This is a genomic window from Pseudomonas sp. SA195, from assembly GCF_054131565.1.
On the sequence record NZ_CP096392.1, the window covers coordinates 3,041,144 to 3,063,637 of the forward strand.

The following is a 22,494-nucleotide window of genomic DNA, read 5'->3' on the forward strand; positions in this document are numbered from 1 at the left end:
TCTCGCCATCCAGAGGTTGCGACGTTCGCTCAAAAACGATGTGAAGCACGTCCACGCTAAACCATTCCCTTGAGGGCACGGCGAATCAGATCTTCACTGCTCAAATCTTCTTCCTGTACGGCGGCTACGGCACGGCTCGCCTCTTGCGGCTTGAAGCCAAGGGAAATCAATGCGCTGACGGCGTCGGTCTCGGCGCTTGAGACTGCCACATTTCCGCGGGGTTCCACCACCAACGTAGCGATGGACGGCATGGTTTCCCACGCCTTGAAACGGTCTTTCAGTTCGACCAATAGACGCTCGGCCGTCTTCTTGCCGACGCCCGGTATCTTCACCAACACAGAAGTGTCCTGCGCTTGTACGCATTGCACCAGCTCGTCTACTTCCAGGCCAGACATGAGGGCCAATGCTAGCTTGGGGCCAACACCATTGAGCCGAATCAGCTCGCGGAACAGCTCACGATCCCGCTTATCTGCAAAACCATAGAGCAAGTGGGCGTCCTCACGGACAACCAGATGGGTGTGCAGGGTCACCGGTTCGCCAACTGCCGGCAATCGGTAGAGTGTCGTCATAGGCACTTCGAGCTCATAGCCGACGCCGTTGACATCAAGTATCAGGTGAGGCGGCTGTTTTTCCGCCAGGGTGCCGCGCAAACGTCCAATCACACTCATTCATCCTCATTCGGCAGAGCCATGCCTGCCTGTCTATTCACTGCCATGGCGGCGTGCACGCGAATCCGAACTTACAACCGGAGGCGACCGGCACGCCGCTTAGCATTGGCCAGCCCGTGCGGAATCAGGCTCTGCCTATGGTGGGCGTGGCACAGCGCGATGGCCAGCGCGTCGGACGCATCGATCTGTGGTTTCTGGGTCAGTTTCAGCAGATGCATCACCATCAGCTGCACCTGCTGCTTGTCGGCGCCTCCCGTACCGGCGATCGCCTGCTTGACCTGGGTAGCGGTGTATTCAGCAATCTGCAGGCCCTGTTGCGCCGCAGCGACGATAGCAGCACCCCGTGCCTGGCCCAGCTTCAGTGCAGAGTCGGCATTGCGCGCCATGAAGACTTGCTCAATGCCCATGGTGACGGGGCCATGCAGGCGAATGATTTCACTAACGCCCACGAACACCGCCTGAAGGCGCTCGGCGAGCAAACCACCACCGGTGCGAATGCAGCCGGACGCCACGTATTCACAAGACCGACCATTGTCACGCACCACGCCATAGCCCGTTATGCGCGAGCCAGGATCGATGCCAAGGATGAGCGTCATGCCGCCGCCGTACTGTCTATTTATCCAGGCGCCAGTATAAGGAGATGACCTTGACGCGGCCAGCCACCGGCGTGAGCACTTTCGACCTATAACAAAAAGCCGGAAGCACCCGAAGGTGGCTTCCGGCTAGAAAACCGATAGTGGTCGTCAGTCCAGCTGTTCCATGATTTCGTCTGGAATCTCGGCGTTGTGGTAGACGTTCTGCACGTCATCCAGATCTTCCAAGGCATCGATCAGACGCAACACCTTCTGTGCGGTCTCCAGATCGGCCACCGGGGCGGCGATCGACGGAATCATGGCGATATCCGCTTCATCACTTTTGAAGCCGGCCGCGCCCAGCGCCTCGTTGACCGCATGAAAATCGGTAAAGCTGGTGGACACCAGCGCCGAGCCATCCTCACCCATTTCCACGTCGTCGGCACCCGCCTCGAGAGCGGCTTCCATCAGTGCATCCTCGTCCACTCCCGTGGCGAAGCTGATTTGGCCCTTGCGATCGAACATGTAGGCCACCGAACCGTCGGTGCCCAGGTTGCCGCCGTGTTTGCTGAAAGCATGGCGCACTTCTGCCGCCGTACGGTTGCGGTTGTCGGTCATGGCTTCGACGATGATCGCAACACCACTTGGCGCATAACCTTCGTAGGTCAGTTCGACGACGTTGTCGGCTTCGTTGTTGCCGGCACCGCGAGCGATGGCGCGATCGATCACATCGCGCGACATGTTGGCGACCAAGGCTTTGTCCACGGCCAGGCGCAGACGCGGATTATCGGCAGGAATCGCCCCGCTCTTAGCGGCGACGGTCAGCTCGCGAATCAGCTTGGTGAAAATCTTGCCGCGCTTGGCGTCCTGACGCCCTTTGCGATGCTTGATGTTGGCCCATTTGGAATGCCCAGCCATTAACTGCCTCCCTTTGTGATCAACTTTTCAATCTGCTTAAACCAAGAGCCCAGGTTCCCCTGGGCTCCGGCCATCATCATTCGGCTTTCGGCTGCTCGCGCAGGCGAATGTGCAGTTCGCGCAGTGCCTTAGCGTCCACGGCACCCGGCGCCTGGGTCATGACGTCAGCAGCGCTCTGAGTTTTCGGGAAGGCGATGACTTCGCGGATCGACTGCGCGCCAGTCATCAGCATCACCAGGCGATCAAGACCGAACGCCAGGCCGCCGTGCGGTGGCGCGCCAAACTTCAGCGCATCGAGCAGGAAGCCGAACTTTTCGTTCTGCTCCGCTTCGTCGATGCCGAGAATGCGGAAGACGGTCTGCTGCATGTCCTTGCGGTGGATACGAATGGAACCACCGCCCAGCTCGGTACCGTTGAGCACCATGTCGTACGCACGCGACAGCGCTGCGGCAGGATTGGCCTCAAGCTCTTCGGGTGTGCACTTGGGCGCGGTGAACGGATGGTGCAGCGCGCTGAGCGAACCGTCATCGTTCTCCTCGAACATCGGGAAGTCGACGACCCACATCGGGGCCCACTCGCACGTGAGGAGGTTGAGGTCATGGCCCAGCTTGATGCGCAGCGCGCCGAGCGCCTCGGAGACAATCTTGGCCTTGTCGGCGCCGAAGAAGACGATGTCGCCATCAACCGCACCGACGCGATCGAGGATGACGTTCAGCTTGTCTTCCGGAATGTTCTTGACGATCGGCGACTGCAGGCCCTCGACGCCCTTGGCGCGCTCGTTGACCTTGATGTAGGCCAGGCCCTTGGCACCGTAGATGCCGACGAACTTGGTGTAGTCGTCGATCTGCTTGCGCGGCATGCTCGCCCCACCCGGCACCCGCAGCGCAGCAACGCGGCACTTGGGATCATTGGCTGGGCCTGCGAAGACCTTGAACTCGACTTCCTGCAGTTGGTCGGCAACATCGACCAACTCCAGCGGGATGCGCAGGTCCGGCTTGTCCGAGCCGTAGCGACGCATGGCCTCCTCGAACGGCATGTGCAGGAACTCACCGAACTCGACGCCCAGTACTTCCTTGAACAACTTGCGCACCATGCCTTCGGTGATGCCGATGATGTCGGACTCGTTGAGGAAGCTGGTCTCGATGTCGATCTGGGTGAATTCCGGCTGGCGGTCGGCGCGCAGATCTTCGTCGCGGAAGCACTTGGCGATCTGGTAGTAGCGATCAAAGCCGGCAACCATCAGCAGTTGCTTGAACAGCTGGGGTGACTGGGGCAGCGCGAAGAAGCTGCCGGGATGGGTGCGACTGGGCACCAGGTAGTCACGCGCGCCCTCCGGCGTAGCACGGGTAAGAATCGGCGTCTCAACGTCGAGGAAGCCATTTTCGTCCAGGTAGCGACGGATGCTGGTGGTGATGCGCGAACGCAGCTTGAGCTTCTCCGCCATTTCCGGGCGGCGCAAGTCGATGAAGCGATAGCGCAGACGGGTTTCCTCGCCGACGTCGCTGTATTCATTCAGCGGGAACGGCGGGGTTTCCGCCTCGTTCAGCACTTCGAGCTCGTAGCCCAGCACTTCGATGGCGCCGGACGCCATGTTCGGGTTGACCGCCCCAGCCGGACGCAGGCGAACCTTGCCGGTGATCTTGACGACGTATTCGCTACGCACCTTGTCTGCCGCGGCAAAGGTTTCGGCGCGATCCGGGTCGAATACGACCTGGGCCAGCCCCTCACGATCGCGAATATCGAGGAAGATCACCCCGCCGTGGTCCCGGCGGCGATGAACCCAGCCGCATAGAGTGATTTCCTGGCCGTCCAGGCTTTCGTTCAACTGGCCGCAATAGTGGCTGCGCATCATGGTGAGGTTCGCTTCTCGTAACTTTGGAATTCGGTGGATCGCGCGGTTCGCGATATGGCGGTCAAGATTGCATTCGAACCTGGTTACCGGCAAAAGCCCGACGCCAGCGAACGCAACACCGCGTGACACAAGCGCGGGAGTATATCCCGATAATCAGGCCAAAGCAGCCGGGTCTATAGGCGCGACGTATTACTCTAATAGCCTCATACCTGGGAACCACGGGCGCTCAGCGGATTCGAAAGAAGCCAACGTGGTGCGGCATAAGCGCACCGCTTACCACTTGAGCCATTTTTCTGGCATAACTGTTAGCCAACTTATCAACGGGAGATAACCATGGAAATCGACATCGGTATTACCGAACAGGACCGCGCCGCTATTGCCGAGGGCTTGTCCCGCTTGCTGGCCGACACATACACCCTGTACCTGAAGACTCATAATTTTCACTGGAACGTGACAGGGCCTATGTTCAACACCCTGCATACCATGTTCGAAACTCAATACACCGAGCTCGCCACGGCAGTCGATGACATCGCAGAGCGCATTCGCGCACTCGGCTTCCCTGCGCCTGGCACTTACTCGGCCTATGCACGGCTGTCCTCGATCAAAGAACAGGAAGGCATTCCATCCGCGGATGAGATGATCAAGCTGCTGGTCGAAGGCCAGGAGGCCGTAGTCCGCACTGCACGTGGGATCTTTCCGCTCCTGGAGAAAGTTAGCGACGAGCCGACCGCCGACCTGCTCACCCAGCGCATGCAGATCCACGAGAAAACCGCGTGGATGCTTCGCAGCCTGCTCGCCGCGTAGCGCCGCCCGCTCGCCCATTGCGGAGCCGGGCATAGCCCGCTCCGCCCTTCCTCGGCACTCATTGAGCGCACTTCGCATCCTCGCCTCGGCAGTTTGAGCAGCAACCCTCTTTACTGTTAAATACGCCCGCGCCGCTATCGGGACAGCCATTACCGCGCAGTCATTTTCATCTGCCGAACTCATTGCCCGCAGCGGTTGCCTTCTCCTCGTTATTTAACCGTGAGTTTTCATCAATGCTTAAAGTTGTCCATGTCTTGATTGGCGCCGCCGCGCTTCTGCTCTCGTTTGCCCCGAGCCTGATGGGCGGTCCGTCGCCCTTGACCTTTACCGATGCCCTGTCGCTGCTGTTCATCGGCCTGCTCAATGCCCAATTCGCTGCCTCTACTCACCCGACGAATCGTCGATCTCACCCCATCTCACTTGCCGCATCCGCGTTATTGATCGTCGCCGCCGGCATCCAGACGCTCGTGCTGCTTGCCCCGATAGGCCTGATTGCAGGCCAACCGGCCACCCTGGCTAGCGTTGTGCTCTCGCTGGTGGCCGTCCTGCTGAACCTCGCCACCACCCAATCCCGAAACGAGCCGACAGCTCGCCCGGCAACCGCCTCGGCACCTAACAAGCCTCGCGCTCGGGCCAGCGCGCCGGCAACCGGGCGCGAGACCGGGACGGTCAAATGGTTCAACACATCCAAGGGATTCGGGTTCATCTCGCGCGACAGCGGTGACGATGTATTCGTCCACTTTCGCGCCATCCGCGGCGAGGGCCACCGCGTCCTGATCGAAGGTCAGCGAGTCGAATTCACCATCATGATGCGCGACAAGGGCCTACAAGCCGAAGACGTGGTCGCCACGGCCTGAACGCTCGCCGCCGCCCGCACTCGTTCAATAGTGCGGCGGCGGTGCCTCGTCCGGTTCCCCACCGAGACTGCTTTGCAGTTCCGCCTGCCGTCGGGCAAGCAGCTCGAATTGAGCCTGCAGACGCTCGATCACCTTCTGCTGTCCAACCAGCACGTCATTCAACGCCTGGATAGTGTCGTCCTGGAAGGCGAGCCGTGTTTCCAGATCAGCGATACGTTGATCGGTATCCATCGTCTACTCCACGAACCTAAATTCACCAGTCAAGACCAGCTCGAGCTTGCGCCTGATCCCCGCGACCTGGTCGGCCGCATAGGGCTGCGCAGGTTGGCGCCCCCAGACCGGAGCCGGCCAGGCCAGGTCGTCCCGCCGCCGAGCGATGACATGCAGATGCAGCTGGTTGACGACATTACCCAGCGTCGCGACATTCATCTTGTCCGCGCGAAAGGTGTCCTTGACGATTTCGGCAAACGAGGTTGCCTCGCGCCATAGCTGTTCCTGGTCCGCAACATCCAGCTGGAACAACTCGCTGACTTCGCCGCGACGCGGCACCAGGATGAACCATGGATAGTTCGAGTCATTCATCAATAAAAGACGACACAGGGGATAGTCCCCGATCGTCACCGTATCGTTTTCCAGACGAGAGTCCAGTTCAAACATAACGCGTCCGTTCCTCTATCGAGTGATGCATATCGAAGATGTGCAACTAGCCGAAGGATAGCGTTGCAGCCCTCCGCCTTACAGCCCGAAGACATGCACCGGAACAGGGCGTAGCGAATCGCTTTCGGCCCGGTATTGGCGCGACAGGCTGTCACGCTAGCGCAGCGAAACGGTGATGAGACGTCTTTGAGCGTTTGTGCACGGTTATTGCTATCCCTCCTACAGGGCACGATTTCAGGGGGGAGAAAATCCTTAAAGACTGCGTTAAGCTTGCCGTCGCAAGTTTACCCAGCTACACAGTAATTCTCGGAAATACATTCCTAGGCTTGCTGCAGGTTTACGACCAGCTAGGCAGACATGGATTGAATTGAGCTTGTGATACGACCAATAAGATGCCTCTTTCCGGCGCACGCAGGAAAGCAAGCACCAATTTGAAACCAAAGGAGCAATCACGCATGAAAGTGATGAAGTGGAGTGTTATCGCCATGGCCGTTGCGGCCGGCACGTCGCAAATGGCCCTGGCGTCCAGCCAATCCGAATCGGAAGGCTTCGTCGAAGGCAGCAGCCTGACCATCCTGAACCGTAACCTGTATATGAACCGTGACTTCCGTGACTACGGCGCCGGTGGCGATGAGACCGAAAACGGTCAGAGCTACCGCGAAGCCTGGGGCCACGGCTTCATCGGCACCTTCGAGTCCGGCTTCACTCAGGGCACCATCGGCGTCGGTATCGATGCCATCGGCCTGCTCGGCGTCAAGCTTGATAGCGGCACCGATCGCGCCTGGCCTGATGTCTTCCCGCGCGACAGCGAGGGTCGGCCCCAGGACGACTATTCACATGCAGGCGCTGCGGTCAAATTCCGCCTTTCCGACACCGTATTGAAATACGGCACTCAGTTCGTCGCTCTTCCGGTGTTCTCGACAGACGATGCTCGCCTGCTGCCAGAAACCGCACGGGGCGCGTTGCTGACCAGCAGCGAAATCGAAGGTCTTGAACTGAACGCAGGTCGCTTCACCTCGTTGAGCGGCAAAGCACAATCCGATCATGACTCCGAAGGGCTCGACGAGATCAATTTCGTTGGTGGCACTTATTCCTTTACCGATAACTTCAGCACGTCGCTTTACTATTCCGACGTGAAGGACGCGTTCGAAAAGATCTACGGCAACGCCAACTACAACATGGCGCTTGCTGACGACCAATCGTTGGCGTTCGACTTCAACATCTACAAGAGTGAATACGACTCCGAAATCACTGGCACTGGCAGTGATGAAGACAACACCATCTGGAGCTTGGCAACCACCTACTCGCTTGGAGCCCATGGCTTCACGGTTGCGTATCAGAAGTCTCACGGCGGCTTTAACACCAACGGCTATATCTACGGCATCGACGGTGGCGGCACGGTATGGCTGGGCAACTCCGTTCAGTACTCCGACTTCTACTACGAAGACGAGCAGTCCTGGCAGGTCCGCTATGACCTCGACATGGCAGCCTACGGTGTATCGGGCCTCAGCTTCATGACTCGCTACGTGAGCGGTAGCAACATCAACATGGGCGCTGGCAACTCGGACGCTGAAGAGCGCGAATGGGATATGGAAGCTAAGTATGTGTTCCAGGAAGGTCCTGCCAAGGATCTATCCCTGCGCGTTCGCCAGGCGTTCTATAACGCCACCAATGGTCTGGATAATGACCTGAGCGACACCCGCCTGATCGTCGAGTATCCGCTGAGCATCCTGTAACACCGCTCCGCATCGTTACTCATGCAACACCCGAAGCCCGGCACCCGCCGGGCTTCTTCGTTTCATCCGCCGCGACGGGACGATTCTGTACGCGACCCTGTCGCCACCGTACAATGCCGGGCCAAATTCCCAGCTTTGCAAGGACACAACGGCCACATGCGCACCAGTCAGTTCCTGCTCTCGACCCTCAAAGAAACACCGTCCGATGCGGTGGTGATCAGCCATCAACTGATGCTGCGTGCCGGCATGATCCGCAAGCTCGCCTCGGGACTCTACACTTGGATGCCGATGGGGCTGCGTGCGCTGCGCAAGGCGGAAGCAATCGTGCGCGACGAAATGAACAAGGCCGGCGCGCTCGAAGTGCTGATGCCGGCAGTGCAGCCTGCCGAGCTATGGCAGGAATCGGGCCGCTGGGAACAGTACGGGCCTGAACTGCTTCGCCTGAAGGACCGCCACGACCGCGAGTTTTGCGTCGGCCCGACCCATGAAGAAGTCATCACCGACCTCGCCCGCAACGAGCTCAACAGTTACAAGCAGTTGCCGATCAACTTCTATCAAATCCAGACCAAGTTCCGGGACGAGATTCGCCCCCGCTTCGGCCTGATGCGCGGGCGCGAATTCCTGATGAAAGACGCCTATTCCTTCCATCTGGATCAGGACTCGCTGCAGCAGACCTACGACCGCATGCATCAGGCCTACTGCAACATTTTCACGCGCCTGGGCCTCGACTATCGTCCCGTCCAGGCCGATACCGGATCCATCGGCGGGACCGGCTCGCATGAATTTCACGTACTGGCCGAATCCGGCGAAGACGACATAGCGTTTAGCGACAGCTCCGACTACGCCGCCAATATCGAGAAAGCCGAAGCCATCCCGCGTGAGACCGAGCGTGGCGCCGCCACTGAAGAGCTGCGTCTGGTCGACACGCCAGATTGCAAAACGATTGCCGCGCTGGTCGAGCAGTTCGAGCTGCCTGTCGAGAAGACCGTCAAGACACTGGTGGTCCGCGGTGTAGAGGAAGGCCAGTTGGTCGCCCTCGTGGTACGCGGCGATCATGAACTGAACGAAATCAAGGCAGCTAACCTGGCGCAGGTCGAGAGCCCGCTGGTTTTCGCCTCGGAAGAGGAAATCCGAGCAGCCATAGGAGCCGGCCCGGGTTCTCTCGGTCCGCTGAACCTGCCAATTCCCTGCGTCATCGACCGCTCGGTAGCGCTCATGAGCGACTTCGCCGCTGGTGCTAATGACGAGGGCAAGCACTATTTCGGCATCAACTGGGAACGCGACCTTCCGCTGCCAGAGGTAGCCGACCTGCGCAACGTGGTCGCCGGCGACCCGAGCCCGGACGGCCAGGGCACGCTCGTGATCAAGCGCGGCATCGAGGTGGGTCATATTTTCCAGCTCGGTACCAAGTACAGCCAGGCGATGAACTGCAGCGTCATGGGCGAGAACGGCAAGCCGGTCACCCTGGTCATGGGTTGCTATGGCATCGGCGTTTCGCGAGTAGTGGCCGCAGCCATCGAGCAGAACTATGACGACAGAGGCATTCTCTGGCCAGACGCCTTGGCGCCCTTCCAGATTGCACTCGTGCCGATGAAGTACGAGAACGAGACCGTTCGCCAGGCGACCGATGCGCTTTACGAGCAACTGTGTGGGGCTGGATTCGAGGTTCTGCTGGACGACCGTGACAAGAAGACCAGTCCAGGCGTCAAATTCGCCGACATGGAACTGGTCGGCATTCCGCATCGCATCGTGATCGGCGATCGCGGACTTGCCGAGGGCACGCTGGAGTACAAGCACCGCCGCGATGCGGAGCCCCAAGCCATTCCGGCCGCCGACATCCTCGAGTTCATCAATTCGCGTATCAAACGCTGACGGAAATCATGCTCAACCGAAGTGTCTCTGCTTCAACTTTCGCCACGCTCTGCGTGGCGCTTCTGCTCACTGGCTGCGCCAATCACCTGCCGCAACGCAGCGAGAACGAAGCCCGCACCGAGCGCAAGCTCCTCGATCACAGCTTGCGCATCGAGGTCGGCGAACCCGTTCTGGAGCTGCCACAACGCCGGGTGCGTATCTTCGACCAGAAGACATTCGAGGTCACCGACTTCGAAGTCACGCGCCGCTATGATCGCTACACCCCGTACCAACCCTGGCGCGAGCTGTATGAAATCCCACTTGGCGCTGTCGCTGTTGTAGCGGGTATAGGCGCCAATGTGCTCAACGTGGTGCTGCTCGGTAACCTTCCAGAAAGCGCCACGCGTGACTGGATCAGTTACGGATTCGCCGGTCTCAACCCTTTTCTGAACACCGAATCGAACGGCCGCTCGCAGCAGAACCTAGCTCACCTTGATGAGCAGCGGCGTGATGCCCGGCTGGAATACACGAGCCTGCCATGGGCCGAGCGCCCGGTCAGGGTGACCGCCGGTAACGAAACGCACGAACTCAGCACCGATCGCAATGGCGTGCTTCGGCTGAATTTGCTCGATGGGCCCTTCCCTGATCAGGACATCAGCCAGGTCGGACGACTACTGCTGCAGGTGCGCGATCCAGAGGACGGTACTCAGGCCGATGCGGTATTACTGGTCAGCCGCAACCTGCGGGGCAAGCTGCTGGAAGCGCACGACCTCATCTTCAACGATCTCGAGGGCGATGACGTCGACCAGTGGGTGCATCGCGTCAAGCGGCTCTCGGAGCTGGGCCTTGAAGAGGAAGCCAGTGAACTGGAGCAGAGCCTGATCGAGCTCACTCGTAACGATCCAGACCTACAGCAGGAGTTTCTGCGAACCCTGATGCAGGACGCCGGTCGCCAGGTCACCGATCCAGGCGAAGACGGCTGAGCTCATGAAGCCGCTGCACGGGTTATTAATGCTGTGCCTTGCGCTCGCGTTGCCTGTGGCTGCCTCGGTTCGCCAGGCGCCCGAACCCGAGCTTCGCGACCTGATGCAGCGCACCGTGGCCGAAGCCGGCAGCTTCCAGGACCGCTTCGACGCGGAGGTCTGGTTGCTCGACATGTCCACCCGCCTCAAGCGTTACGTGCCCAACCCGGAAGAACGACTCACGCTGCTTCGCCTGGTGCATCAGGAAGCCAGCAAGGCGGGGCTCAAGCCGGAGTGGGTCTTGGCATTGATACATGCCGAGAGTCATTTCGACCGCTTCGCCATTTCCAGCGTGGGCGCTCAGGGGATGATGCAGGTGATGCCCTTCTGGAAGGCCGAACTGGGCCGGCCGCAAGATAACCTGACGGACAACGCAACCAATCTGCGCTACGGCTGCACGATCCTCAGCTATTACCTAAAAAAAGAAAACGGAAACATCCAGCGCGCCCTCGCGCGGTACAACGGCAGCTTGGGTAAGCCGCATTACCCAGCCAAGGTGCTGGGTTTCTGGCAGGACTTCTGGTACGTACGGCCCTAGGAATCGCCACAGCCTGTCAGCCCAACGATGCAACGGTTCGGCAGCCCAGCGTCCGCGGGCCAGCCCTTCCCCCCTGTCAGACGGTCCAGCGACGTTGCCGCTAACGCTTACGCAAGCTGTCGATGCGCGCAAGCAACCCTTCCTTTGTCTGCTCTCCGACCAGGCTTTCACGCACCCGGCCATCAGGATCGACGATGACCGTTACCGGGAGCACCGCGGCGCGGCTGAGTTCAAGTCGCTCGGCCGGATCGGTACCGAGCACCCTGAAGCGAATGCCGAGAGCCTGGGCCGCCTCAACGAGGTCCTGCCCTTGCAGTTCGTCGAAATTGACGCCCAGCACGGTCACCTCGCCATTCGCCTCGTCGATGGCATTGAGCTCAGGTACCTCCGTACGACAGGGCCCACACCACTCGGCCCAGTAATTGATCAATACCCACTGCCCTTCCAGTTCCCGCCCGGTGATCTCTTTGCCATGCGAATCCGGGCCCCAACTCTCGCTGCATCCAGCCAATAGCACACAGGCCAGCAGGCCAAGCCATTTCCACATCATCACATTCCTTCGGTCATCGAAAGGTCAGGTTCGCTCCGCCTGCAGCCAATCAGCGATGCTGCCGCCGAAGAGATTGGCCTGCTCCTGGCGCAGCAACTCGAGCGCTTGGCGCAGTGGCGGATACCAGGGCTCGTCGAGCCGCTCGGGCAAATTCCGGGTAGCCGAGAGCGGCCAGGGGCTGTTGCGCAGCAGCTGATCGAAACTGTAGCTATTGAGGTCGCGGCACAGCACCCAGGCGGACGTACCGGTTCGACAGACGAGCCGCTCGCGTTCGAAGAACTCGAAAATCTCATCCCACTCATCCTCGGGCAGTTGCCAGCCCTTGCGATGGGCATCGCGCAGGCGCACCTCCCGCCCCGCCTGATGTCCTTCGTAAAGCACCCGCAACAGCCCGAGCATGACGATCAATCTGGGTAGCGCGCGCCGCCGCCACTGCTGGGACGATGACAGACCGCAAACCAACTCCGCACCAAACAGCACGATCATCCAGGACAGATAGACCCACAGCAAAAATAACGGCACGGCGGCGAAAGCGCCGTAGATCAGCTGATAGCTCGGAAAATAGCTGACATACAGGCCGAACGCCTGTTTGGCCGCTTCGAACAGGACCGCGGTGAACAGCCCCCCGATCGCCGCGTGCCTGAGCGGAACGCGGGTGTTGGGAACGGCGGCATAGATCAGCGTGAAGGCCGCGACGCTGAATACCAGCGGCATCACCTTGAGCACCGTGCCCGCGCCGATCAGGGCGTGCGGCCCTGAAATGAGCGACAGCGAGGTGATGTAGGTGCTCATCGCGAAACCGGCGCCAAGCAACAGGGGGCCGAGACTGAGGATTGCCCAATACAGCAGAAAGCTGGACATGCCCCGCCGCGGCTGTCGGACGCGCCAGATCACGTTGAATGCTTTTTCGATGGTCAGCAGCATCATCAATGCCGTCGCCATCAGAAAGCCGACACCAAACCAGGTCAATTGCCGCGCCTGGTCTGTGAACGCCACCAGATATTCCTGGATCGTTGCGCCGGTCGAGGGGATGAAGTTGTTGAACACATAGCCCTGGATCTGCTCGCCAACCCCCTGGAATGCGGGAATCGCGGCCAGCATGGCGAAGGTCACCGTCATCATCGGCACAACGGCGAACAGCGTGGTGTAGGTCAACGCCGCCGCGCTGTGGGGACCGCGGTCAGCCAGGAATCGTTTCACCAGGAAACGGACGAAGTCGATCATGTCATGGAGCCGATGGTGCATTCCTTCTCCTCGAGACAAACCACTTCGTTCCGGTACGCAAGCCAATGGACGCTGGCGGATCAAGGCGCCCGCAACGCGGCGGAGCGGCGTTTCAGGCCAAACGGGATTGAGGGTTAGAATGGCCAACTTACTTGCCGGGAAGCAACCCTGAATGACCAATCTCACGCTTTATCACAACCCGCGTTGCTCGAAATCGCGCAGCGCGCTGGAGTTGCTCGAGGCGCGCGGCCACCAGCCCACCATTGTTCGCTATTTGGATACACCACCAGACGCCGCGCAGCTGACGAACCTTCTCGCCCTGCTTGGCCTCAGCGCCAGGGAGTTGTTGCGCACCGGCGAGGAGGAATACCGAAGCCTCGGTCTGGACGACCCGAACCTCGACGACCAAGCGTTAATCGCTGCCATGGCGGCGCACCCTCGCCTGATCGAGCGCCCCATCCTTGTCGCAGGTGATCGGGCAGTCATTGGCCGGCCGCCGGAGAACGTCCTGGAGTTGCTGCCATGACCGCGCCCTATGTTCTGGTGCTGTATTACAGCCGGCATGGCGCTACCGCTGAAATGGCGCGACAGATCGCCCGCGGTGTCGAGCAAGCCGGCCTGGAAGCTCGGGTGCGTACAGTGCCGTCTGTCTCCACCGAGTGCGAAGCGGTCTCGCCAACCATCCCAGCGGATGGCGCCATCTATGCCACCCCAGAAGATCTCAAGCACTGCGCCGCGCTGGCCCTCGGTAGTCCGACCCGGTTCGGCAACATGGCAGCGCCGATGAAGTATTTCCTCGACGGCACGAGCGGCCTCTGGCTCACCGGCGAGCTGGTTGGCAAGCCCGCCGGCGTATTCACCTCCACCTCCAGCCTGCATGGCGGCCAGGAGACGACCTTGTTGACCATGCTGTTGCCGCTGCTTCACCACGGCATGCTGGTGCTCGGCCTGCCGTACAGCGAGAACGCTTTATTGGAGACCCGCGGCGGCGGCACGCCATATGGCGCCAGCCACCATGCCGGCGCCGATGGCAAGCGCTCGTTGGATGAGCATGAAATCGCACTATGCCGTGCCCTTGGCGCGCGCCTCGCACGAACCGCAACAAGTTTGGAGAAAGGCCGTGGCTAGAACGCCAAAACCCCTGCCTTCACTGGATTGGCTTGAACCTCGGGTCCGCTTCAGCCGTGCCTGTGCGCTGGCCAGCTTCATCGGCCTGGCGTTGCTTCTGCTGGTCTGGAACCTGGCCTTCGCCGATTTGCACGGCGCACGCACGTGGGTCGTGGTGGGTATTCAGCTGATCCCCTTGTTGCTGGTCGCACCGGGCATGCTCACGGGCAGCCCGCGCGCGCACGCCTGGACCTGCTTCATCGTCAATCTTTACTTCATCCAGGGTGTACTGGCGGCCATCGATCCAGGCCGGATGATCTATGGCTGGCTGGAAGCATTGGTCAGCCTGGCACTGTTCATCAGCGCCTTGCTTTATACCCGCTGGGCCTACCAGTACGAACGCAAGCGGGCCGGCGAAAACTGATCGACGTCAGCTACCAGCCGAGCGTTTCCTTAAGGAACGGTATGGTCAGCTTACGCTGCGCCTGCAACGATGCCTGATCCAGTTGATCGAGCAGTTCGAACAGGGCGCTCATGCTGCGCGTTCCTCGGGTCAGAATGAACTTGCCGACGTCGTCGGGCAGGTTCAGGCCTCGACGTGAGGCACGCAACTGCAGTGCGCGCAGCTTGTCCTCGTCCGACAGCGACTGAAGCTGAAACACCAAAGCCAGGCTCAGCCGTGATTTAAGATCCGGCAGCGCGACGGCAATCTCCCGAGGCGAGTGATCTGCTGCGAGCAGTAGCCGACGGCCACTGTCGCGCAGCCGGTTGAACAGATGGAACAGCGCCTCTTCCCAAACCGGGTCACCGGCGACAGCATCGAGATCATCGAGGCACACCAGCTCGCTCTGCTCGAGGTTATCCAGCAGGGCCGTCCCGTATTCGGCAACTTCTGCCAACGGCAGGTAAACCGCCATCTCGCCGCGCTGCTCGACACGCAGGCACGCGGCCTGGAGAAGGTGGCTACGGCCGACACCCATGTGCCCCCACAGGTAGATGAGTTCGTCCGACCAATCGGCTTCGGGGGAGCAGATACGCTCGACATAGCCCAACGCCGCGGCATTGGCGCCCGGGTAGAAGTTAGCGAAGGTAGCGTCGTCGCGCAGACGGATCCCCAAGGGGAGCTGGATGGGTTTCATTGCTTGGGAGGTTCGACCGGTATGCCTGGGCCTGGCGGCTCTGCGTAAAGGTCGGAGAGTTTATAGAGATCGTGCACGTGGCGCAGCAGCACCATGATCACAGCCGCCACCGGGAGCGCCAGCAGGACACCCGCGAAACCGAACAACTGCCCGCCGGCCAGTACAGCGAAAATGACCGCCACCGGATGCAGGCCGATGCGGTCACCGACCAGCAACGGCGTCAGCAGCATGCCTTCGAGCATCTGCCCAACGGTAAAGACGGCCGCTACCCCCAGCAGCGGGTATAGCTCGAAGCCGAACTGGAACAAGACGGCAATGATCGCCGCACCAATGCCGACCACGAAGCCCATGTAGGGCACGATGCTCGCGAGGCCCGCCAGCACGCCGATGAGCAGGCCCAGGTCTACACCAACCAGCATCAGGCCAATCGAATACACCGCGGCGAGCGCCAGCATCACCAGCAACTGCCCGCGCAGGAACGCACCGATGACCTCATGACACTCACGCATCAGGCTCATCACGGTGTCTTCGCGACGCCGGGGCAACAAGCCGCGTAGCTTGGCCATGATCAGATCCCAATCGCGCAACAGGTAGAAACAGACCACCGGAACCAGCAGCAGGTTGGCCAGGAAGGCCAGCAGCGCCAGGCTCGAGGCCGTCGCCTGGCTGAGGATCACGGTGACGATGTCCTTGGTGCTGCCCAGGTTCGCCGAGAAGGCACTCTTGATCTGGTCGAACCGCCAGAATTCCTGGCTCAGCCCGAACTGCGCTTGAATCCAGGGCAGCCCCGTTACTTGCAACCAGTCGAGCGCCAGCGGAGCCAGCTCATAAAGGTGCATCAACTGCCGGCCAAGCATCGGTACCAACACGCCCAGCAGCAACAGCAGTATCAGGCTGAACAGGGCGAACACGAGTATCACCCCCCAGGTGCGGGATGCCCCCCAGCGCTCCAGGCGATCGACCAGCGGATCACCGAGGTAGGCCAGGAGAATGCCCACCAGGAACGGCGACAGAATCGGCGAGAGTTGATACAGCAGCGCGCCAAGCAATAGCAGAACCACCAGCGGCAGCCAGCGGCCCGTTCGGTCTAGCGTCATGTTCGAAACATCCTTTGTAGTTAGCCGCGACTGCCTGCTTAGCCCACTGGATAAGCAGGCAATTCCGTGATCCAGTTGTCACCAGCGATAACGCATCACCGTACCCGTAGGCTCTTGCGGCGCAGGTTCGGGCGTTTGTGTCTGCTCGACCTCTTGACCTTGTTCGGTCTGCTCCGCTGGCTGGTCAGGCTCGGTGAGCGGCGCCTGGGCATCGATGGGCTGTGCGGCCTGCCATTCTTCTTCCGAAACCTCCTGCAAACGCGCCAGCGCGAGCTGTGCGCGAAGCTGCTCAGGGCTCGCCCGGAGCCGGTATACCAACCGGTCGCTTTCGACACGCTGCAGCCGCCCGTCGAACGGTTCGAGCAGCCGATCGATTTCGGCGAAACGCGCCACGTCGGCGCCCATGATCTGCAAGGTGATTTCCTCGGTCGCACCGGGCGCAACCCGGTAGTGCGGCGCCAGGAAACGGCCGACGGCCAGCATCACCTGATCGGCCAGTGCTTCACGGCTATTCCCGTTGGCCTGGCCCTGAGTTCGCTTGTCCGCCAGCCAGAATTGCCAATCGGCTTCCCAGGCTTCGCCATCGCCGGATTGGCGGGCGACCACGGCGAGCAACCCGTCGGCATCGTAACGCTCAGACGCGTCTCTCAATCCCTGCGGATCGTTGGCCTTCAGCACCTCAGCCGTGGCGGCCAGTTGCTCACCAAGGTCGGCCAGCGGTAGGCGCAACGGCAAACCGCGGTGCTGAGCCGCCGCTTGGAGCGACCTGGAACCGTCCTGGGCATCCCCCACCAACTGAGCACCCGATGGTGACTCGGTCAACCACCAGGTCATGATGCTCGGGCGATCGCCTCCCCAGAGAGAGAGCCCGGCCGAACGCAGCGCACGCTCGGTCGTTTGCGGGTCGAAATCGACCACGACCGCGTCCTCTTCGTAGGCGTAGCGGCTGATCAACTGCTGCGGGTCCTGACGCAAGGCGTCGATCGAGGCCTGCTCGACGTTCTCTTCACCCGTCAAACGCAACAACAACGTATCGAAGGCCTGACGAAGCGCCTGTTCGCGCTCGGCCGGCTGCTGGCTCGCAACGGGCTGGCGCACCTTATAAAGGTCGGGAAGCGGAACCGCGATGCTCGGCAGGGAGACGAGCGCGCAGCAGAGGGCAATCAGACAGGAAACAAGGCGCATGGAAATCTCGCTGGCGACCGTTCATGAGGAGCCCGTCATCGCTGAGCGATAAGACCGGGCACGGCTAACAGGCGCTACCTTAAACAGCGCTCTGGATCGGAGCAACCGCGGCAACTCTGCGCATGAACCGCTGCGCAACCGCATTCAGGGTGAAGGCCAACCGGGCGCTCAGGCGCGCTGCGGGATGGCCGCTGTGCGGCAAGCCTGATAAAATCGCGCGCTTTCCGCAGACCGGACCTGGCACTCTGTGCGCCAGCAGCCGCCTCGTTCCGGCCCGGTCGCTTCGCACTCCCTTCACAGGTCCGGATTCTATGAGCAAGCAACCCTCCATCAGCTACAAGGACGCCGGCGTCGACATCGATGCAGGCGAAGCGCTGGTCGAACGCATCAAAGGCGTAGCCAAGCGCACCGCGCGTCCCGAAGTCATGGGCGGTCTGGGCGGCTTTGGCGCCCTGTGCGAGATTCCTGCCGGCTACAAGCAGCCTGTACTGGTCTCCGGTACCGACGGTGTCGGCACCAAACTGCGCTTGGCATTGAATCTGAACAAACACGACAGCATCGGCCAGGATCTCGTCGCTATGTGCGTAAACGACCTGGTGGTCTGTGGTGCCGAACCGCTGTTCTTCCTCGACTACTACGCGACCGGCAAGCTCAATGTCGACGTGGCGGCTACCGTCGTGACCGGCATCGGTGCTGGCTGCGAACTGGCGGGCTGCTCACTGGTCGGCGGCGAAACTGCCGAGATGCCAGGCATGTACGAAGGCGAAGATTACGACCTTGCCGGCTTCTGCGTCGGCGTGGTGGAAAAAAGCGAAATCATCGACGGCTCCAAGGTGCAGGCTGGCGACGCCCTGATCGCGCTGCCCTCTTCCGGCCCGCACTCCAATGGTTACTCCCTGATTCGTAAGATCATTGAAGTGGCCGGTGTCGACATCGAACGGGTGCAGCTGAGCGGCATGCCGCTGGCTGATTTGCTCATGGCGCCGACCCGCATCTACGTCAAGCCACTGCTGCAACTGATCAAGAGCACCGGTGCAGTCAAGGCCATGGCTCATATCACTGGCGGCGGACTGCTTGACAACATTCCGCGTGTCCTTCCCGATGGCAGCCAGGCCGTTATCGATGTCGCCAGCTGGCAGCGTCCCGCCGTGTTCGACTGGCTGCAGCAGCAGGGCAACGTCGATGAGCACGAGATGCATCGCGTGTTGAACTGCGGCGTGGGCATGGTGATCTGCGTGGCGCAGGACCAAGTCGAGGCGGCCCTCGCCAGCCTGCGTGCCGCCGGCGAAGCCCCGTGGGTCATTGGCCAAATCGCAACGGCCAGCGAAGGCGCCGAGCGTGTCGTCCTGAACAATCTGAAAACCCACTGATGCCTGCAACCTGCAATGTCGTCGTGTTGATCTCGGGGTCGGGTAGCAACCTTCAGGCACTCATCGACAGCCTGGGCGCAGGCAACCCGACCCGCATCCGCGCGGTTGTGTGCAACCGTGAAGATGCGCTGGGTCTGCAACGCGCCCAAACGGCGGGCATCCCCACCCACCTGGTGCGGCACAAGGATTTCGCCGACCGCGAAGCCTTCGATGCCGCGCTGATGGCGATCATCGACGAGCACCAACCCGACCTGGTGGTGCTTGCCGGGTTCATGCGTATCCTGACGGCCGGATTCGTCCGTCACTACCAGGGCCGACTACTGAACATCCACCCGTCGCTGCTCCCGAGATATAAAGGACTGGACACGCATCGCCGCGCGATCGAGGCGGGGGATACGGAACACGGCTGCAGCGTGCACTTCGTTACCGAAGAGCTTGACGGCGGCCCCGTCGCGCTCCAGGCACAGCTTGCGATCCTGCCTGGCGACACGCTCGATACCTTGACGGCGCGCGTCCATGCCGCTGAACACATCATCTATCCGCTGGCCGTCCGCTGGTTCGCTGAAAGCCGCTTGCGCCTCGCCGACCAAGGCGCGATGCTTGACGGCAGCTTGCTGCCACCCAGCGGCCACCTCGTACGAATCTAGGAGACTTTATGCGTCGCGCCTTGTTGCTCGCCCTCGCCGTCCTGGCCCTGCCAGTCCAGGCATTGGAGCTCAAGCCCTTCTCGGCCAGCTACACCGCCGATTGGAAACAGGTCCCTGTCAGCGGCACTGCCGAGCGAAGCCTCGAGAAGGTCGATAACGATACCTGGCGGCTCGATTTCGAAGCGTCCATGCTGGTGGCCAGCTTCAACGAGCGCAGTACTTTCAAGGTCGAGGGAGACCGTTTCGTCCCGCAAAGCTATCGCCTCAAGCGCAGCGGATTGGGCAAAGGCAAGACCATCAAGCACGACTTCGACTGGCAGGCCAAGAAAGTGATCGGCGAAGACCGCGGCGATGCGGTCGAGCTCCCGCTCAATACCGGCCTGCTCGACAAATCCACCTACCAGATAGCGCTTCAGCATGCCGTGGCTGCTGGCGAAAAAAGCATGAGCTACCAAGTCGTCGATGGCGACGAAGTCGAGACCTATGATTTCCGCGTGCTCGGTGAGGAAGCAGTCAGCACCAAGGCCGGCCGGGTCGACGCAATCAAGGTGGAGCGTGTCCGCGATCCGACCCAGAGCAAGCGCCAAACCATCCTCTGGTTCGCCAAGGATTGGGATTTCCTGCTGGTTCGCCTCCATCAGATCGAAAAGGACGGCAAGGAATATCAGATCATGCTGCAGGAAGGCACCGTGGACGGCCGTACCGTCAAGGGCAATTGATTCATAGCCGCGCCGCTACGTCGGCGCGGCTCCTTCCATTCACTGCCGGACCTTTCAATGACAGCACAGTGCCGCGCGTTTCTGTTCGCCCTGCTTCCACTTTTCGCCGGCTGCCAGACACTCTCCGGCGACCAGCCGACGGCGCCGACCGAACGCCTGCGTGGCACCGTCGAACAGGTGGACGGGCAGTTGCTGCTCACCACCTGCATGCCTCAACGCACGCTCGAGCTGGTCGACAGCGGCAAAACCGGCCTCCCTGACGACGTGGTCGCGTTGCCCGCCGGCCAGCCGGTATTCGCCGATGTGCGCGGGCGCCTCGCTGGCGGCACCGCAGCCACTGGCCGGCTCGAGCTCACCCGCGTGTACCGTTTGCAGGCTGAAGGCCCCGGTTGCAACGACCCGGACCTGCCGCTGACGCTGCTACGCGCGAGCGGCAACGAGCCTGGTTGGAACGTGGTGATCACCAAGGCCGGCATGCTTCTGAACCGCATCGGCGAAGCGCCGATGGCTGTGCCCTACCTCGAGGAACAGCTACCGGACGGGCAGACCAATTTCAGTAGCGAGGCCAATGCGCAGCGCATCGATCTTTGGGTCGCGCCGCAACGGTGCGTGGACAGCGCCAGCGGCGCCGTGACCCACCTCACCGCCGAGCTACGTCTTGACGATCAAACCTTGCGCGGCTGCGCCTATTACGGCGGCGCTCGCAGCGATTGACCCTATCGAAGCGCCTGGCGCTTCCCTACGTGTCGAAGACTTTAACGATGAATGACGCCCTGACTCAGCTGCAGCCCTACCCGTTCGAAAAGCTCCGCGTATTGCTCGCCGATGCCACGCCCTCGGCCGACAAGCGTCCAATCTCCCTTTCGATTGGCGAGCCGAAGCACCGTTCACCGGCGTTCGTTGCCCAGGCCCTGGCCGACAACCTCGACCAGCTTGCCGTCTACCCCACCACCCTTGGGATACCCGCGCTGCGCGAATCCATTGCCCGCTGGTGCGAGCGCCGCTTCGGCGTGGCGGCTGGCACGCTCGACCCCGCTCGCCACGTGCTGCCCGTCAATGGCACACGCGAAGCGCTATTCGCCTTCACCCAGGCCGTGGTCAACCGGGAGCCGGGTGCACTGGTCTTGAGCCCAAACCCCTTCTATCAGATCTACGAAGGCGCGGCGCTGCTGGCCGGGGCGACGCCGCATTACCTGCCCTGCACCGAATCGAACGGTTTCAACCCCGACTTCGATGCGGTGCCGGCGGACGTCTGGCAGCGGACGCAAATCCTTTTCCTCTGCTCGCCGGGCAATCCAACCGGCGCGCTCGTCCCGCTGGAAACGCTCAAGCGTCTGATCGCGCTGGCCGACGAACATGACTTCGTGATTGCGGCCGACGAGTGTTACAGCGAGCTGTACTTCGACGAGGCGAACCCCCCAGCCGGCCTGCTCACGGCTTGCGCGGCGCTGGGCCGAGACGATTTCCGTCGCTGCGTGGTCTTCCACAGCCTCTCCAAGCGATCGAACCTCCCAGGGCTGCGCTCAGGGTTCGTCGCCGGAGACGCCGAAATCCTCAAGGCGTTCCTGCTCTACCGCACCTATCACGGCTGTGCGATGCCGGTGCAGACTCAACTGGCCAGCATCGCCGCGTGGAACGATGAAGCGCATGTGCAGGCCAACCGCGAGCTGTATCGTGAAAAATTCGATGCGGTGCTCGATATCCTCGCGCCGGTCATGGACGTGCAGCGCCCAGACGGCGGCTTCTATCTGTGGCCGAAAACGCCGATGGACGATGCGCGTTTCACCCGCGAACTGTTCGCCAGCGAGCACGTCACTGTCGTGCCGGGTTCTTACCTGTCACGGGAGGTTGATGGCTTCAACCCGGGTGCCGGGCGCGTACGGATGGCGCTCGTTGCACCACTGGGCGAATGCATCGAAGCGGCACAACGCATCCGCGCATTCATCGAAACGCGTTGAAACAACGGCCGGCCGCACATGCG

25 protein-coding genes are annotated in these 22,494 nt (G+C 61.3%); 14 read left to right on the forward strand and 11 right to left on the reverse strand.

The window, feature by feature from the left end:
- Window positions 1–56: 56 nt before the first annotated feature.
- The 4 genes from ruvA to aspS form a co-directional block, all read right to left on the reverse strand.
- Window positions 57–662 carry a Holliday junction branch migration protein RuvA gene (ruvA, locus tag M1D78_RS14080; protein ID WP_437421323.1) on the reverse strand — a complete coding sequence of 202 codons (606 nt, stop codon included), beginning with the start codon at window positions 660–662 and terminating at the stop codon, window positions 57–59.
- A gap of 77 nt (window positions 663–739) precedes the next feature.
- Entirely contained in the window at window positions 740–1,264 is a 525-nt protein-coding gene (gene ruvC / locus M1D78_RS14085) for a crossover junction endodeoxyribonuclease RuvC (RefSeq protein ID WP_437420613.1), read from the reverse strand.
- 147 nt (window positions 1,265–1,411) lie between these two features.
- A complete protein-coding gene (locus M1D78_RS14090; protein WP_437420614.1) occupies window positions 1,412–2,158 on the reverse strand; it encodes a YebC/PmpR family DNA-binding transcriptional regulator in 747 nt (248 codons plus the stop codon).
- Window positions 2,159–2,234: 76 nt separating this feature from the next.
- Window positions 2,235–4,010 (reverse strand): aspartate--tRNA ligase, encoded by a 1,776-nt coding sequence (aspS, locus tag M1D78_RS14095; RefSeq protein ID WP_437420615.1) that lies wholly within the window; start codon window positions 4,008–4,010, stop codon window positions 2,235–2,237.
- Window positions 4,011–4,343: 333 nt separating this feature from the next.
- Between aspS and M1D78_RS14100 the strand changes: the two genes are divergently transcribed.
- Both M1D78_RS14100 and M1D78_RS14105 read left to right on the forward strand, forming a co-directional pair.
- Window positions 4,344–4,814, forward strand: a complete 471-nt coding sequence (locus M1D78_RS14100; RefSeq protein WP_437420616.1) for a Dps family protein — start codon at window positions 4,344–4,346, stop codon at window positions 4,812–4,814.
- A 233-nt stretch (window positions 4,815–5,047) separates the two neighbouring features.
- Complete coding sequence (locus M1D78_RS14105) at window positions 5,048–5,671, forward strand: cold shock domain-containing protein membrane protein (protein WP_437420617.1); 624 nt, start codon at window positions 5,048–5,050, stop codon at window positions 5,669–5,671.
- Between the two features lie 24 nt (window positions 5,672–5,695).
- On the opposite strand, the gene M1D78_RS14110 is transcribed toward M1D78_RS14105, so the two are convergent.
- The gene (locus M1D78_RS14110; protein WP_437420618.1) at window positions 5,696–5,902 is read right to left on the reverse strand and encodes a SlyX family protein; all 207 of its coding nucleotides are present in this window, start codon (window positions 5,900–5,902) and stop codon (window positions 5,696–5,698) included.
- 3 nt (window positions 5,903–5,905) lie between these two features.
- Window positions 5,906–6,328, reverse strand: a complete 423-nt coding sequence (locus tag M1D78_RS14115) for an HIT family protein (protein WP_437420619.1) — start codon at window positions 6,326–6,328, stop codon at window positions 5,906–5,908.
- Between the two features lie 455 nt (window positions 6,329–6,783).
- Here M1D78_RS14115 and M1D78_RS14120 point away from each other — a divergent pair, with 455 nt between their 5' ends.
- The 4 genes from M1D78_RS14120 (at window position 6,784) to M1D78_RS14135 (ending at window position 11,475) form a co-directional block, all read left to right on the forward strand.
- Window positions 6,784–8,064 carry an OprD family porin gene (locus M1D78_RS14120; protein ID WP_437420620.1) on the forward strand — a complete coding sequence of 427 codons (1,281 nt, stop codon included), beginning with the start codon at window positions 6,784–6,786 and terminating at the stop codon, window positions 8,062–8,064.
- 156 nt (window positions 8,065–8,220) lie between these two features.
- Window positions 8,221–9,936, forward strand: a complete 1,716-nt coding sequence (locus tag M1D78_RS14125) for a proline--tRNA ligase (RefSeq protein ID WP_437420621.1) — start codon at window positions 8,221–8,223, stop codon at window positions 9,934–9,936.
- A gap of 8 nt (window positions 9,937–9,944) precedes the next feature.
- Entirely contained in the window at window positions 9,945–10,898 is a 954-nt protein-coding gene (locus M1D78_RS14130; protein WP_437420622.1) for a hypothetical protein, read from the forward strand.
- Between the two features lie 4 nt (window positions 10,899–10,902).
- Window positions 10,903–11,475 (forward strand): lytic transglycosylase domain-containing protein, encoded by a 573-nt coding sequence (locus M1D78_RS14135; RefSeq protein WP_437420623.1) that lies wholly within the window; start codon window positions 10,903–10,905, stop codon window positions 11,473–11,475.
- Between the two features lie 100 nt (window positions 11,476–11,575).
- On the opposite strand, the gene M1D78_RS14140 is transcribed toward M1D78_RS14135, so the two are convergent.
- Window positions 11,576–12,022 carry a TlpA family protein disulfide reductase gene (locus M1D78_RS14140; protein ID WP_437420624.1) on the reverse strand — a complete coding sequence of 149 codons (447 nt, stop codon included), beginning with the start codon at window positions 12,020–12,022 and terminating at the stop codon, window positions 11,576–11,578.
- A 27-nt stretch (window positions 12,023–12,049) separates the two neighbouring features.
- Window positions 12,050–13,270: a virulence factor BrkB family protein gene (locus tag M1D78_RS14145; RefSeq protein ID WP_437420625.1), complete on the reverse strand. Its 1,221-nt coding sequence runs from the start codon at window positions 13,268–13,270 to the stop codon at window positions 12,050–12,052.
- A gap of 151 nt (window positions 13,271–13,421) precedes the next feature.
- Here M1D78_RS14145 and arsC point away from each other — a divergent pair, with 151 nt between their 5' ends.
- From arsC to M1D78_RS14160, 3 genes are read left to right on the forward strand one after another with little or no spacing between them, the layout of a single operon-like run.
- Window positions 13,422–13,775, forward strand: coding sequence for an arsenate reductase (glutaredoxin) (gene arsC / locus M1D78_RS14150; protein ID WP_437420626.1), 354 nt, complete (start codon window positions 13,422–13,424; stop codon window positions 13,773–13,775).
- Window positions 13,772–14,377, forward strand: coding sequence for an NAD(P)H:quinone oxidoreductase (gene wrbA / locus M1D78_RS14155; RefSeq protein WP_437420627.1), 606 nt, complete (start codon window positions 13,772–13,774; stop codon window positions 14,375–14,377). Before arsC ends, wrbA begins: the two co-directional genes overlap by 4 nt.
- Window positions 14,370–14,780 carry a DUF2069 domain-containing protein gene (locus M1D78_RS14160; protein ID WP_437420628.1) on the forward strand — a complete coding sequence of 137 codons (411 nt, stop codon included), beginning with the start codon at window positions 14,370–14,372 and terminating at the stop codon, window positions 14,778–14,780. The genes wrbA and M1D78_RS14160 overlap by 8 nt, the downstream gene beginning before the upstream one ends.
- 10 nt (window positions 14,781–14,790) lie before the next feature.
- On the opposite strand, the gene hda is transcribed toward M1D78_RS14160, so the two are convergent.
- The 3 genes from hda to M1D78_RS14175 all read right to left on the reverse strand — a co-directional run bounded on the left by hda (window position 14,791) and on the right by M1D78_RS14175 (window position 17,777).
- Entirely contained in the window at window positions 14,791–15,495 is a 705-nt protein-coding gene (gene hda / locus M1D78_RS14165; RefSeq protein WP_437420629.1) for a DnaA regulatory inactivator Hda, read from the reverse strand.
- Complete coding sequence (locus M1D78_RS14170; protein WP_437420630.1) at window positions 15,492–16,592, reverse strand: AI-2E family transporter; 1,101 nt, start codon at window positions 16,590–16,592, stop codon at window positions 15,492–15,494. Before M1D78_RS14170 ends, hda begins: the two co-directional genes overlap by 4 nt.
- A 78-nt stretch (window positions 16,593–16,670) precedes the next feature.
- A complete protein-coding gene (locus tag M1D78_RS14175) occupies window positions 16,671–17,777 on the reverse strand; it encodes a DUF2066 domain-containing protein (RefSeq protein ID WP_437420631.1) in 1,107 nt (368 codons plus the stop codon).
- A 311-nt stretch (window positions 17,778–18,088) separates the two neighbouring features.
- On the opposite strand from M1D78_RS14175, the gene purM reads away from it, so the two are divergent.
- Genes purM through dapC form a run of 5 tightly spaced genes read left to right on the forward strand, consistent with a single transcriptional unit; the run spans window position 18,089 to window position 22,471 of the window.
- Window positions 18,089–19,147, forward strand: coding sequence for a phosphoribosylformylglycinamidine cyclo-ligase (purM, locus tag M1D78_RS14180; protein WP_437420632.1), 1,059 nt, complete (start codon window positions 18,089–18,091; stop codon window positions 19,145–19,147).
- Window positions 19,147–19,794, forward strand: coding sequence for a phosphoribosylglycinamide formyltransferase (gene purN, locus M1D78_RS14185; RefSeq protein WP_437420633.1), 648 nt, complete (start codon window positions 19,147–19,149; stop codon window positions 19,792–19,794). The genes purM and purN overlap by 1 nt, the downstream gene beginning before the upstream one ends.
- A gap of 8 nt (window positions 19,795–19,802) precedes the next feature.
- On the forward strand, window positions 19,803–20,513 hold the full coding sequence (locus tag M1D78_RS14190; RefSeq protein ID WP_437420634.1) for a DUF3108 domain-containing protein: 711 nt from the start codon (window positions 19,803–19,805) through the stop codon (window positions 20,511–20,513).
- A 57-nt stretch (window positions 20,514–20,570) separates the two neighbouring features.
- On the forward strand, window positions 20,571–21,227 hold the full coding sequence (locus tag M1D78_RS14195) for a COG3650 family protein (protein WP_437420635.1): 657 nt from the start codon (window positions 20,571–20,573) through the stop codon (window positions 21,225–21,227).
- 47 nt (window positions 21,228–21,274) lie between these two features.
- The gene (gene dapC / locus M1D78_RS14200) at window positions 21,275–22,471 is read left to right on the forward strand and encodes a succinyldiaminopimelate transaminase (RefSeq protein ID WP_437420636.1); all 1,197 of its coding nucleotides are present in this window, start codon (window positions 21,275–21,277) and stop codon (window positions 22,469–22,471) included.
- The last annotated feature ends 23 nt before the right edge of the window (window positions 22,472–22,494 follow it).

Bases quoted from the DNA above. Each gene is read 5' to 3' on its own strand.
- M1D78_RS14090 (WP_437420614.1), bottom strand. From the start codon at position 2,158: ATGGCTGGGCATTCCAAATGGGCCAACATCAAGCATCGCAAAGGGCGT.
- M1D78_RS14175 (WP_437420631.1), bottom strand. From the start codon at position 17,777: ATGCGCCTTGTTTCCTGTCTGATTGCCCTCTGCTGCGCGCTCGTCTCC.
- M1D78_RS14100 (WP_437420616.1), top strand. From the start codon at position 4,344: ATGGAAATCGACATCGGTATTACCGAACAGGACCGCGCCGCTATTGCC.
- M1D78_RS14145 (WP_437420625.1), bottom strand. From the start codon at position 13,270: ATGCACCATCGGCTCCATGACATGATCGACTTCGTCCGTTTCCTGGTG.
- M1D78_RS14135 (WP_437420623.1), top strand. From the start codon at position 10,903: ATGAAGCCGCTGCACGGGTTATTAATGCTGTGCCTTGCGCTCGCGTTG.
- wrbA (WP_437420627.1), top strand. From the start codon at position 13,772: ATGACCGCGCCCTATGTTCTGGTGCTGTATTACAGCCGGCATGGCGCT.
- M1D78_RS14170 (WP_437420630.1), bottom strand. From the start codon at position 16,592: ATGACGCTAGACCGAACGGGCCGCTGGCTGCCGCTGGTGGTTCTGCTA.
- purN (WP_437420633.1), top strand. From the start codon at position 19,147: ATGCCTGCAACCTGCAATGTCGTCGTGTTGATCTCGGGGTCGGGTAGC.
- M1D78_RS14110 (WP_437420618.1), bottom strand. From the start codon at position 5,902: ATGGATACCGATCAACGTATCGCTGATCTGGAAACACGGCTCGCCTTC.
- M1D78_RS14140 (WP_437420624.1), bottom strand. From the start codon at position 12,022: ATGTGGAAATGGCTTGGCCTGCTGGCCTGTGTGCTATTGGCTGGATGC.
- aspS (WP_437420615.1), bottom strand. From the start codon at position 4,010: ATGATGCGCAGCCACTATTGCGGCCAGTTGAACGAAAGCCTGGACGGC.
- M1D78_RS14130 (WP_437420622.1), top strand. From the start codon at position 9,945: ATGCTCAACCGAAGTGTCTCTGCTTCAACTTTCGCCACGCTCTGCGTG.
- dapC (WP_437420636.1), top strand. From the start codon at position 21,275: ATGAATGACGCCCTGACTCAGCTGCAGCCCTACCCGTTCGAAAAGCTC.
- M1D78_RS14125 (WP_437420621.1), top strand. From the start codon at position 8,221: ATGCGCACCAGTCAGTTCCTGCTCTCGACCCTCAAAGAAACACCGTCC.
- M1D78_RS14190 (WP_437420634.1), top strand. From the start codon at position 19,803: ATGCGTCGCGCCTTGTTGCTCGCCCTCGCCGTCCTGGCCCTGCCAGTC.
- M1D78_RS14105 (WP_437420617.1), top strand. From the start codon at position 5,048: ATGCTTAAAGTTGTCCATGTCTTGATTGGCGCCGCCGCGCTTCTGCTC.
- M1D78_RS14195 (WP_437420635.1), top strand. From the start codon at position 20,571: ATGACAGCACAGTGCCGCGCGTTTCTGTTCGCCCTGCTTCCACTTTTC.
- hda (WP_437420629.1), bottom strand. From the start codon at position 15,495: ATGAAACCCATCCAGCTCCCCTTGGGGATCCGTCTGCGCGACGACGCT.
- purM (WP_437420632.1), top strand. From the start codon at position 18,089: ATGAGCAAGCAACCCTCCATCAGCTACAAGGACGCCGGCGTCGACATC.
- M1D78_RS14115 (WP_437420619.1), bottom strand. From the start codon at position 6,328: ATGTTTGAACTGGACTCTCGTCTGGAAAACGATACGGTGACGATCGGG.
- M1D78_RS14120 (WP_437420620.1), top strand. From the start codon at position 6,784: ATGAAAGTGATGAAGTGGAGTGTTATCGCCATGGCCGTTGCGGCCGGC.
- arsC (WP_437420626.1), top strand. From the start codon at position 13,422: ATGACCAATCTCACGCTTTATCACAACCCGCGTTGCTCGAAATCGCGC.
- ruvC (WP_437420613.1), bottom strand. From the start codon at position 1,264: ATGACGCTCATCCTTGGCATCGATCCTGGCTCGCGCATAACGGGCTAT.